General features: G+C 37.7%; 14 protein-coding genes. 1 reads left to right on the top strand and 13 read right to left on the bottom strand.

Features of this window, described 5'->3' with window-relative positions:
* Positions 1 to 50: 50 nt before the first annotated feature.
* From JOD28_RS04260 to JOD28_RS04200, 13 genes are all read right to left on the bottom strand, one after another.
* Positions 51 to 1,979, bottom strand: a complete 1,929-nt coding sequence (locus tag JOD28_RS04260) for a PTS fructose transporter subunit IIABC (RefSeq protein ID WP_204769769.1) — start codon at positions 1,977 to 1,979, stop codon at positions 51 to 53.
* Between the two features lie 8 nt (positions 1,980 to 1,987).
* Entirely contained in the window at positions 1,988 to 2,905 is a 918-nt protein-coding gene (gene pfkB / locus JOD28_RS04255) for a 1-phosphofructokinase (RefSeq protein WP_204769642.1), read from the bottom strand.
* A complete protein-coding gene (locus JOD28_RS04250) occupies positions 2,902 to 3,666 on the bottom strand; it encodes a DeoR/GlpR family DNA-binding transcription regulator (protein ID WP_204769641.1) in 765 nt (254 codons plus the stop codon). Before JOD28_RS04250 ends, pfkB begins: the two co-directional genes overlap by 4 nt.
* A 138-nt stretch (positions 3,667 to 3,804) precedes the next feature.
* The gene (locus JOD28_RS04245; RefSeq protein ID WP_204769640.1) at positions 3,805 to 4,401 is read right to left on the bottom strand and encodes a 5' nucleotidase, NT5C type; all 597 of its coding nucleotides are present in this window, start codon (positions 4,399 to 4,401) and stop codon (positions 3,805 to 3,807) included.
* A 154-nt stretch (positions 4,402 to 4,555) separates the two neighbouring features.
* Positions 4,556 to 4,843, bottom strand: coding sequence for a PTS sugar transporter subunit IIB (locus JOD28_RS04240; protein WP_204769639.1), 288 nt, complete (start codon positions 4,841 to 4,843; stop codon positions 4,556 to 4,558).
* Between the two features lie 12 nt (positions 4,844 to 4,855).
* Positions 4,856 to 6,181 (bottom strand): PTS galactitol transporter subunit IIC, encoded by a 1,326-nt coding sequence (locus JOD28_RS04235; protein WP_204769638.1) that lies wholly within the window; start codon positions 6,179 to 6,181, stop codon positions 4,856 to 4,858.
* Between the two features lie 17 nt (positions 6,182 to 6,198).
* Positions 6,199 to 6,648 carry a PTS sugar transporter subunit IIA gene (locus JOD28_RS04230; RefSeq protein ID WP_204769637.1) on the bottom strand — a complete coding sequence of 150 codons (450 nt, stop codon included), beginning with the start codon at positions 6,646 to 6,648 and terminating at the stop codon, positions 6,199 to 6,201.
* On the bottom strand, positions 6,635 to 7,015 hold the full coding sequence (locus JOD28_RS04225) for a PTS sugar transporter subunit IIA (protein WP_204769636.1): 381 nt from the start codon (positions 7,013 to 7,015) through the stop codon (positions 6,635 to 6,637). Before JOD28_RS04225 ends, JOD28_RS04230 begins: the two co-directional genes overlap by 14 nt.
* Complete coding sequence (locus JOD28_RS04220) at positions 7,008 to 8,399, bottom strand: BglG family transcription antiterminator (RefSeq protein WP_239531081.1); 1,392 nt, start codon at positions 8,397 to 8,399, stop codon at positions 7,008 to 7,010. The genes JOD28_RS04225 and JOD28_RS04220 overlap by 8 nt, the downstream gene beginning before the upstream one ends.
* 159 nt (positions 8,400 to 8,558) lie before the next feature.
* Positions 8,559 to 8,972: a 30S ribosomal protein S16 gene (gene rpsP, locus JOD28_RS04215; RefSeq protein WP_204769635.1), complete on the bottom strand. Its 414-nt coding sequence runs from the start codon at positions 8,970 to 8,972 to the stop codon at positions 8,559 to 8,561.
* 88 nt (positions 8,973 to 9,060) lie between these two features.
* Positions 9,061 to 10,524 carry a PH domain-containing protein gene (locus JOD28_RS04210; protein ID WP_204769634.1) on the bottom strand — a complete coding sequence of 488 codons (1,464 nt, stop codon included), beginning with the start codon at positions 10,522 to 10,524 and terminating at the stop codon, positions 9,061 to 9,063.
* Positions 10,517 to 11,008, bottom strand: a complete 492-nt coding sequence (locus tag JOD28_RS04205) for a PH domain-containing protein (RefSeq protein ID WP_204769633.1) — start codon at positions 11,006 to 11,008, stop codon at positions 10,517 to 10,519. Before JOD28_RS04205 ends, JOD28_RS04210 begins: the two co-directional genes overlap by 8 nt.
* A 3-nt stretch (positions 11,009 to 11,011) precedes the next feature.
* Positions 11,012 to 11,215, bottom strand: a complete 204-nt coding sequence (locus JOD28_RS04200) for a hypothetical protein (RefSeq protein ID WP_204769632.1) — start codon at positions 11,213 to 11,215, stop codon at positions 11,012 to 11,014.
* A gap of 284 nt (positions 11,216 to 11,499) precedes the next feature.
* Here JOD28_RS04200 and mscL point away from each other — a divergent pair, with 284 nt between their 5' ends.
* Positions 11,500 to 11,880, top strand: a complete 381-nt coding sequence (gene mscL / locus JOD28_RS04195) for a large conductance mechanosensitive channel protein MscL (protein WP_204769631.1) — start codon at positions 11,500 to 11,502, stop codon at positions 11,878 to 11,880.
* Positions 11,881 to 11,927 lie beyond the last annotated feature (47 nt).

Below are 11,927 nucleotides of genomic sequence, written 5' to 3'. Positions count from 1 at the left end.
GTCTAATGTCATCAATAACAATTAGACTTTAAACAGAAACATACGCCTTTTTATACTTTTTTCAATGTCCCGTAAATCAAACCAGAAACCACAGCACCTGCTGCGATAAAAATAATATAAAGCATTGGTGAACTTGTTAAAGCTATAACGAATACGCCACCGTGGGGTGCAAGTAATTTAATACCTGTCAAACCAACTAGGCCACCAGACAAGATCGAACCAGCCATGAAGCTTGGAATCGCACGAGCTGGATCAGCTGCGGCAAATGGAATTGCACCTTCTGTGATGAAGGAAAGCCCCATCACAATATTTGTCAAACCAGCTTGTCGATCTTGTTGATTAAACTTATGTTTAAAGAGTAATGTCGCAACAAATATTGCCAAAGGTGGTACCATACCCCCTGCCATAACTGCAGCCATAATTGTTGAACCGCCTGTGGACACCGTAGCCGCTAACGTACCTGTCCCAAAAACATAAGCCGCCTTGTTGATTGGGCCACCCATATCAATTGCCATCATGCCACCTAGAATTGCCCCTAGAAGAACTGCATTTGTGCCATCTAAGCCAGATAGGAACCCGTTAAGGCCGGTATTGATAGCAGACATTGGAATATTAATAAACAACATTGCAAACCCTGTCAATAAGACACCAAATACTGGGTAAAATAAGATTGTTTTAATGCCATCCAATGATTTAGGTAACTTTTGGAAAATTTTCTTTAGTAGTAACACCACGCCACCAGCTAAAAAGCCACCAACCAATGCCCCTAAGAAACCTGAAGGAATCGGCGCATGCGTTGGATCTAAGCCAACGTTATAAAAATTATAACCATTAGCTGACAGTGCACCAGCCACAAATCCGGCAACTAAACCAGGTTTTTCAGCAATCGAATAGGCAATGTAACCTGCTAGCACGGGCAACATAAAGTTAAAGGCAGCGCCACCGATTTGCTTAAATAATGCAGCTATCGGATGATAGGATCCTAATTGCGCCAAAGCATTTTGTGGCACGCCCAAACTTTGATCAATCAAGAAGGCCAATGCAATTGCAATCCCACCACCAATAACAAATGGTAGCATACTGGATACACCACCCATCAAATGACGATAAAACGCTTTACCAATTGATTTTGCTTGATTACCGTCAGTACTATGATTTTCGTGTGGTTCTTGACTGTGATAAATCGGTGCTGAATCATCTAACGCTGATTTTATCAACTCTTCTGGTTTGCGAATACCATCTGCTACCGGTCGATTAATGAGTGGCTTACCATCAAAACGCGCCATTTCGACTTTTTTGTCAGCAGCAATAATGACACCTTGAGAACGAGCAATTTCTTCATCGGTCAACCGATTACCGACACCACCGGCACCATTGGTTTCGACTTTAATTTGAATACCTAATTTTTCAGCTTGCTTTTTCAAGGATTCTTCAGCCATATACGTATGTGCAATACCAGTTGTACATGCTGTTACTGCCACCAAATATGGCGCGTCGGTAGCGACCTGATGTGCTGGCACAACTGTCTCTTCCTGTGCTGTAAATAATGCGACAACGTCATCAGGTGTTTTAGCTTGTTTTAATTTATCGGTAAAACCATCTTGCAACAGATAACGCGATAGACTTGCTAAGGCTTCTAAATGCGTATTATTAGCATCAGCAGGTACGGCAATCATAAATAGCAGATGCACAGGTTCCCCATCCATTGCTTGGTAATCAACGCCTTTTTCAGATCTCCCAAACACAATTGTTGGTAATTTGACAGCTTCATTTTTAGCGTGCGGCATGGCTATGCCATCACCTAAGCCTGTTGTCGTTTGCGCTTCACGTGCTAAAATACCAGATAGAAATGCCTGTTTGCTCGTGATACGACCTGCTTTTGACAACCGATCAATCATTTCATTAAAAACATCTTCTTTTGTGGTTGCTTGTAAATCCAAAATCATCACTTCGGGTATTAATAATTCACTAATTTTCATCATATGCCTCACCTATCTAATGGAATAATATTAACCTGTTGATAAATTTCTAAAATCTTTTGTTTTGTTGCAATATCATCACTAAATGCTGTTGCGGTACCACTTGCTACAGCCATTTTAAAACTTTCTAAAGCATCCCCTGTTGCTAACCAAGTACCAATAAACCCAGCAATCATTGAGTCGCCAGCACCAGCTGAATTTTTAACCTGACCAGATACTGGTTTAGCAAAGTACTCTGCATCATCTGTAAAGAGCAAGGCACCCTCTCCTGCAAGTGACACAATGGCGTATTGCGCGCCATCATTGATTAATTGTCTGCCCCATTTGATATAATCATCTTGCGTATCTAAGCTCACATGATAAAGTTGTGCTAACTCACCACGGTTGGGTTTGACTAGTAAGGGATGACTACGCAACGCCGACTGCAACTGTTCACCTGTAGTATCAATGACAAAACGTGCCCCCTGTGCCAAAATTTTTACAAGTAACTGTTGATAAATCGCAGGATCCAAACTACGAGGCACACTTCCGGATAAAATAACAACATCTTGTTGTGTTAACAGTCCGAAGTTTTCTAAAAAATTGTCAACTTCTTGATCTGTAATCGCCGGGCCGGTCGCATTAATTTCAGTTTCAATTGTTGCTTTAATTTTGAGATTAATGCGTGTTTGTCCAGCAATCGTGGTAAATGCTTGTCTCATATGCGTATCGGCTAATGTTTTTTGAAGATAATGGCCCGTAAAGCCACCTAAAAATCCTAATGCTGTGTTATCGATCCCTAAATTTCCCAACAAGCGACTCACATTGATTCCCTTACCACCTGGGAAAATTGTTTCGGATTGCGCCCGATTGGTTACCCCAAGCGTTAAATTATCTAATCGCGTCACGTAGTCCAGTGATGGATTTAACGTCACTGTATAAATCATAATGTGCCCTCCGCTTCTAAAACTGTCATTTCATGTTTTAACCGTGTTCTTTGTTCTGCTGATAATTGCGTCGTCACTAGCACAACTTGTCCTAAATCAACCGCTTTTGCAAAAGATGCCGTGCCAATTTTACTGGCATCTGCTAAAACATAACTGAGTTGTGAACGTGTCACAACTGCTCGTTTAATCGCCGCTTCTTCCAAGTCTGGTGTCGTCAACCCAAAATCTACCGACAACCCATCTGCCCCGACGAAACTGACATCGAAAACCATACTGTTAATTTGTGCCACAGCGGCTGCACCAATAACAGCATCAGTCGTTTGCTTGACTTGACCGCCAATAATCATAACGGGAATCATGAGGTCAGATAGCTTAGCGGCATGATGGACTGAGTTGGTTACCACAGTCACTGCAGGTTTCTTATCTGCCAAATAAGCAATCATTTCTCCCGTCGTCGATCCAGCATCTAGAAAAATGATTTCTCCACCCGATAACTGTTGCACAGCTCTTTGCGCAATTTTTCGTTTATCTGCTTGATAAATAGGTACGCGTTCGTTAACTGTGAGGTCAGCTCTGTCAGGCTCGACAAACTCAACACCACCATGTACCCGGCGGACGTTACCAGTAATTGTGAGATTTTCAATATCTCGTCTAATGGTTGATAACGACGTTTGCGTTACCGCCTTTAATTCTTGTAATGAAATAAATTTATTTTTTTGGATCACACGTAATAATCGTTTCTGTCGTTCTTCTACTATCATGATTCCCTCCACTTTATGTAAGCGCTTTCTTTACAAAACTATAATAACCTCTTTTAGGTTAATTTGCAACTTATTTCTATCATTATTGTTCAAAAAACGTCAAATAAAAAGCAGCCAGAATTAACTCGCTGCTTTTTATCATTCCCAGTCTGCTTTTTCGAAACTACTATCGTGGCTAAAAAGTTGATACCCCGCTTGTTGCGCAACTTGCTCCGCACTATTCCGTAATTCTCCAGAAGTTTGGTACGCTTGACCAACTAATTTTAAATAAGACACCAGGTCTTTTGACCAAACCAATTTTGGATCATAACCGTATTGTAACCATAAACTATCAGTACTGGCATCTTGCCAATCACTTGCACCATGATAAGGGCGATCATCAATCAAAATACCACCTACCCCATGGGCTAGACCCTTATCATGAGTTAAAGTGACCCTTTTATAAAATGGGCTAGATGCACCATCTCCAAAATATTGCGCCAACCAAGATATTTTATCTTGCCAAGCACTGGCATTTTTCCACGGTGCAGTGGATAGAATATGTAACTCATAAATACCTGATAAATCTTTAATTGCTTCAACAGCACCCGACATTGGTGGTAAATTTCGGAAAATACCAGGTATTTGATCTGGCTTCTCTACTGTTTGGTTTGTCATATCTATATGATTTAAAATAGTCAAGGTATCAACCAAGACATTATCCATATCTAAAAATAATTTGGGTTTTGTTAACATTATTTTCTCCGTCATTTTCAAAGTTAAAGAAAGCGCTTCCAACTTTGGATAACTTCATTATAGCGGATATGTGACTATTTCGCAAAATTGTACGCAACTGATACCTCTGAATATCATAGAAACAACAATTGATTCAATCCACTATCTTTACGTTTCAGAGGGCACTTTTTATACGATCAAAAACTGATTGCACCCCTACACCTGTTAATAATGGTACACCATTTATAACTTTGTCTTTAATATCATTTGGGACAATTGTTGTTGAAACAACGATATCATAATCATCATTACGAATAGCTCCCACTTCATCAGAAATTTTAGATTGTAAAAATTTAACATTATCAAGTAACCCTTCTTTTTCAAGATAGGATTTGATCTTTCCTGTCGCAATTGTTGACGTTGCAATACCCGTTCCACATACAACCATTAAAGATTTTTTCATTTTCATTCTCCTTTATACACGTTTTGCGTGAAATTTATTTAACCAAATCATCAATCCAAGAACTATCACACCAACAATGGCAATTCCTCCCCATGACAACATCTTACCCAAACCGACAATTAACAATGTTGTCCATGTCCCACCATCCGACAAAACCGATATTGATGAGGCACCATTCATTGAAAAATGAGCAGATTTAGCAGCAATTGTTAACAGCGGTGCAATCCACGATGCAATCCATAAAGATACGGCGATGTCCACAATACCACCAATAACGATACGGAAAACATTACCGCCAAATACAGCAGCCATTACAGCTAACATAAATGGAATGGTTGCTAAATCACCGAACGGTAATACCTTATTCCCTGGTAAAATAACTGCCACTAACAGTGACACCGGCACTAAAATCAATGAAGCAGATAATACTGCTTCCTGCCCAACAGCAAGTGCAGAATCCATACCAATATATAAATTACGCCCAGGAAATTTCTTTTGGACTACTTCATTTGCTGCTTCAGAAATTGGTGATAAGCCTTCCATTAGCAATGATACCATGCGCGGCATAAGGATTAACACTGCTGATGTTGTAATTCCAAGGTTCAATATTTTAGTCACATCGTACTGCGCTAGACCTCCAATGGCTAATCCAATAATTAGTCCCATGACAGCAGAGTCACCAAATACGCCTAACCGTTTTTGAATTGTTTCAGGTGTCCAACTAATATTTTTAACGCCTGGAATACGATCAAGTAACCAATTAATTGGTAAAGCTAGTACAAATCCCGGTGCTGAAGCACCTTGTGGAAAAGAGATTCCCTCTAGACCATAATGCTTTTGAATCGTTGGGGCTGCTAAGTCGGCCAAAAAATAAATCCACATTGCATGAACAGCCATTGTGGCTAACCCTAAACCAAAATCATCCGTTGCTGCAAAAATCAATGAACCAGTAAATGCAATGTGCCAGTAATTCCAAAGATCAACATTTAATGTTCTAGTTAACCCGACAATTAACAAGATAACATTTAATAAAACACCAATTGGAATAGCCAAACTTCCCAATGTGGTACCATAAGAAATAGCTGACGCAGCAGGCCAACCTACATCAATGGCATTCAACGATAACCCAAAATTACGTACCATTGCTTGCGCCGCCGGTCCTAAATTATCTGTCAACAAACCAATGACTAAGTTTAATCCTGTAAACCCTATACCAACCATCAAGGCAGCCTTGAATGCCTTACCAACCTTAATTCTCAAGAATAAGCCAAATGTAAATAACAACATTGGCAAAAATACCGTAGGCCCTGCATTTAACAACCATTTAATAACGCCCATTATAAGTCACTCCTCCCTTATACTATGCCCGCTGAATTCAGCGTGGAAATTATTAGTTGTGGATCACTTTCTTGTAATAACATCGAAACAATTTTTTTGTCTTGAAAAATACCCATCAACTTTTGCAACATCTCTAATTGCTCATGTGGCTTTGTTAGTGCAAGCATAAAAATCATTTTAACTTTAATTGCTTGGCCATCCCCCATTTGTAAAAATTCGACCGGCTGTTGCAGTCTGAGCAACCCTATTTGCTGACGAATAACGTGTTCCGCGTCTGTATGTGGAATAGCAAAACCAACACTATCAGTAGACAAACCTGTTGGAAAATTTTTTTCTCGCTTTAAAATTGCCGTTGGATATGTCGTTTTTACTGCACCGCTTACGACCAGTTGATTTGCCAAGATAGTCAACGCCTCTTCTTTATCTTGCGCTTGAAAATCTAATATAATAACCTTATCTTCTAACATTTTTCAACACTTCCTTTACTATCTGATCCAAATTTTGTTGATTTTTTATATTTCTCATTTTTTGCAAGCCATTGTCATTCAACATTTGACTAAGAATTCGTCTAACGTTTTCAGATGGCACATTTTTATCAACTATCATCACTAACTCATAATGTGTTTTAAATTTTATCCACATAATGCCTTGATTGGAAATATTTTCAATTTCAACGTGTGGTAAATTGATGTCAAATGCAATAGCTAGGTTACCAAGTTTATTTCTGTCTGTTAATGCTTGTTGCACAACATGACGATCTAATTTGAATTTTTCTGAAACAATTGCTGCCAAATCAATGTTATTCTTTGCTTCGACAAATATATATTTATCCATAAACTAATTCCTCAACACGACGCTTGTCCCCTTCATTGAATAAAGCACTCACTTGAATAACCGGTGAGACAGGTTGATACGTGATATACACTGTAGAAATGACCAAATCAATATTTTGATATTTATTCAAATTCATTTGATAAGCTTTAGACGATACAATATCTACAATCTCAAAATTAGGAAACGCGTGCAGAACCTTGGTTTGCAATAATTGCGCCGTTCCTACACCAGTTGAACACATTAACAAAACACGTTTGTGATCAGTTGCCTCCTCCAAAGCACGTACAACATAAAGGGTCAAAAATCCAATTTCATCATCTGAAATAGGGTACCGTGATTTGTTCAATATCTGTCTTATTTGACTAAAAACATCTCGATAACTAAATTTAATATCACTTAATAGCGGATTAACTACTGCTATGCTAGATTCGATACGATGAATCATCGGTCTAACATGCCCTAATAATCCTTTTTTTAGCGTTTCAAAATTAACATATCTGTCCGTCAATGACAAATTCTTAATTAAAAAATCAACTAATTGGTACGCTTCGTCATTCTTACTATCATCTAACTGTTTATCATATCTTAATCCCACAAGATAAATTAGCAGGTTGTCAATTTCCTGATCTGGAATTTTTTCGTGTAAAAAATGACTGATGTTACCTATAATCTGACGTGCTACCTTAGTCAACATAGCGTCATAATGCTTTTTGACAACTGCTTCTTCAGTTATTTCATATCGATGCTGGCGTACTCGTTGTAATAAAATATATAAGTGTGAAAAAATGTTAATTGTATATGGTTCTAATATCTGCACATTTAACTCTTGCTCAATTAGCGTCATCTGACTGCTAATGAATGCTTGATTCTTAACTGAAATATTTGGAAAAATTTCACTGATATTATCTAGCACTTTTTTGGTGCGAGTATTTTCAAGTAAAAAATAGTTTAATGCTTTGCGAACTTGCACCTCAGTCGCAATTACAGTAATTTCTCCATCCGATTTGTTTAAATGAATATTGAATTTTTTGAGTTGTTCTCCCAATCTAAACAAATCTTTCGTCAATGTTGAATCAGAGATATAAAATTTGTCAGCAAATTGTAAACGATTCAAACGATTTGGAAATTGGGTCAGTAAACTAACGGACATATCGATTTGCCGCTGCACTTCCTCCTTAGTATCCACCACTAACCTTAAATCTTCAATTAACTTATAGCCACGCCCTCTTTGTGATTCAATCATAATTTCGGAAGAATTTAATTTATTGATTGTACGGTAAATTGTTTTAGTTGATACTTTGAAGGTTAAAGCGATTGTTTTGGCATTAACAAAACCCACTTGTTGCCCTAGAAACATGAGCACCTGATTCTCAAGTGTACGCAATTTATTCACCTCCCTTTCTACATTTTTATTATACGTTTTTTTGAAAGCGGTTACTTTTATACATTGTCCATTGTAATGGACACACGACTCATAATTTCGCAAAAAAGGAGCCAAACATCATCACATGATGTTTGGCTCCTTGTTGTAACAGATTAACTTTTATACCAAAGCTAACAAATCAGCCTTCTTAGCTGAAGAAGCGTATTCTGTACCTTGGGCATCCAAATAAACTTTAATTTCAGCAACAGTATTCTTTTCTGTTGGCTTTGTTACTGCAGTTGTTGTCTTGGCAGAAGCTGGCTTCTTGCCTGTCTTTGTTTCTGCATACTTTGATAAAATACCAGCATGGCTCAACAAGTTACGAACAGTGTCTGATGGTTGTGCACCATTACTCAACCATGACAAAATCTTAGCTTCATCTAACTTGATTTCTTCTGGTTGTGCAATTGGGTTGTATGTACCAACTGTTTCGATAAAACGGCCATCACGAGGTGAACGTGAATCAGCAATAACAACACGATAGAACGGACGCTTCTTTGCACCCATACGCTTCAAACGGATCTTAACTGACATATTAATGTCCTCCAAATTTCTTCTGTGTTTTTCACACTTTAATTTACTCAATAAGTATCTCATTAATCGGCATACATGTCAAGTACTTTCACTTGACATGTCTTAATATATCATCTAATTGATCAATGCTAGACACCTTAAGATAGCGTAATGTGATCTGTTGAGATGAATCGCCATCACGCACAATAATATGTAAATGTTGGTTTTTTTGGCGTACCATAAACCAAGTTTGAGAAGTGGTATACCCTTGAATTTTTTCATAAGGTATGAAGTACGTTCGTTTTGTATAGTTAATAGTCCTTTGTATTATTAAATAATTATCAGTCAAGCTAAGTCCTTGATCTGACATGGCCATATAAGCACCACCCAATGTATACACTAGCAAAATAACAGTTGCAGCGACCAACCACCAAAAACTAAACGTGACTTGTAAAGACATTGACATAAATTCAAAAGCTACCAATAATAGTAATATTACCATTAAATCTAACAAAAAGATAAAGCGTGACCGCAAAAATAACGCATGTGAGGCCACTGGTGCTTTGTCTGGTTGTTGAAAATTGTATTTTGGTAAAAAGTGATGTAATATTTTCGGACGATGACGTTCAGTAACGACTGGTATAAGCGTCGTCTGTTTTGTCTGTTCTTCATCCTCTTTCATCGATGAGGCTAATAAAACCTTAACTGATACAAGATGAACTAATCGGCGCAATAACGTCTGTTCATAATAAACAGCCTGAATACGTGACGTACGTAAATTAACTGCTCTGATAGTCAAAAGGCCTCGTTTAATGGCTAGATGCGAACTAACCCGTGATATCGTGAATTTGAAATAATGGCCATATAAGCGTAAAAACGAAAACGCTATAGCAATAATGAGCACGATAAACACTAACAACACATAAACGGTCATCGTTTGATGATTGAACACACCATAAAAACGATTTTGAATATTCTGCGGTATCAAATCGTTCATCATTGTTAATCCAGCATAAATAATACCCATCGTCCCCAAACTACCTAACGATGTTAATGCATATAAGATCAAATCACGATTATTAATTTGGTAAGTCGCACTAACTTCTGGTTGAATCGCTGCCCTTTCAACATCTGATTGTTTTGTCTGTGCTTCCTGACGTCGTGTTTCAATATACTCAATTTTCGGCAATGATAAGGCATTAAATATCAATTTATCATCATTTTTACCAGATGTCTCCACATTGACTTTAAAAACGTTAAAAGGTCGAAAATAAATCGGTTGTGTCCGTGTAATCGTCTGTATTCTTTCAAACGGCATATGCACATGCTTTTTTACAAAAATCCCTTGCGATGTTGTTAATTCATAGGAAGACATATCATACGTAAAAAAAAGCCAATTCAAAAAACCAAATAACAAGGCGAGTATCAAACCAGCACCAATGATCATGATTCTGGTCGGCCAAGTGTGTTGACCACCAAAGAAAATAAAAATAATTGGCCAACCGATCATTTTGATACTTGATATGGCATCAGAAAAAATAGCAATCTTGGATTGGCGTGATCCCTTAATCATCGGTATCAACCTCACGTGCTTGGCGGGCTGCATCAATCAACTGATCACGTAGATACTGAGCAACATCTTCATTAATGCCTTCAATTTTAAAAGCATGGGCCGCAGTGACAATAGCTAAATTTTGTAGATGAAAAAATCCAAAAATGGGTCCTTGCCTTGTATCCACGTTTTGAATACGATTCAATGGAATTGTTTCCGAACGTCGCCAAATAAAACCTTTATAGATTGAGACAGCCGATTCATTAACTACATATTTATAAAATCGATAATGATATGGAATCAGGACAGCATCGCCAATAATAACCAACATCACGATACCAAATAAACCATTGACTCCTATTGCTACTGGGCTATACCAATCTAATTTGAAAATAAGATTAACAATCAGTCCAGTGACGAAAACAAGCAATAAGGCGATGATGTCTACGACTAACCAAGCCAATCTCACACGTTTTGGTAAACTTTTTGCATGTTCTGGTATCATCGATCAATTCTCATCTTGCTTTTGCCGCATCGCATTGATTTCTTCACTTAAAACAATCAAATTGTCCAAAGCTCGTCGTGCTAGTCGCGAATCGTGTGCGCGGTTCGCATCGTTAGTAATACCACCCAGCGTATGTGGTGTATTAATATCATTAATGATGGCAATCAGTTGCTCATGCCAAGTAGACCACTGCTCTTCTCTAGTCATAATTTTCCTCCAAACAATTATACTTATTTTATCATGAGATCAATTTAATTTCATGAAAATAACTAACACTTTTAGTCGATAATGATTGAAGATTGTATCCATCCGCTGCCGATGATCAGCAATGAATGACGTTAAAGTGACCTCAATTGTTGCAATTATGTAAAATCACTTGTATTTTTTTCAATAAGCTAGTAATTTTTACCTATTTTAAGTAAAATAAATAATAGAGAAAACGAAAGGAATAGACGTACAGAGTAACTTAACCTGTGCGTTCACATATAACTATGCTCTCAGAATTCAAAACATTTATCATGCGTGGCAACGTGCTTGACTTAGCCGTTGGTGTTATTATCGGTGGCGCCTTCACTGGTTTGGTCAAGTCATTGACCAATAACCTCATTGGTCCAATCCTGACATTTTTCACTGGTGGTACATCTGATTTAGCCAGTTTGGAACTTGTTATTACTAAAGAATTGACATTTAAGTATGGTGCTTTCTTAAATGACCTCATTAACTTTTTGATTACAGCTTTTGTGGTCTTTATCTTAATCAAGGTTATCAACCGTCTTTTCCGTACAAACAAAGCCGAAGAAGTGACAGTTAACCCTGAATTAGAAATTCTATCTGATATTCGTGATTTATTAGAAGCTGAAAAAAAGTCTTAATGTTCGCTTTTTGTAACAAATCCGTCCAATAACTGACCTTGTTATTT

It is taken from the genome of Leuconostoc rapi (genome assembly GCF_016908715.1).
Classification (GTDB): domain Bacteria; phylum Bacillota; class Bacilli; order Lactobacillales; family Lactobacillaceae; genus Leuconostoc; species Leuconostoc rapi.
The sequence above is the reverse complement of the archived record's forward strand: the minus strand, read 5'-3'. Positions and strand labels throughout refer to the sequence as shown.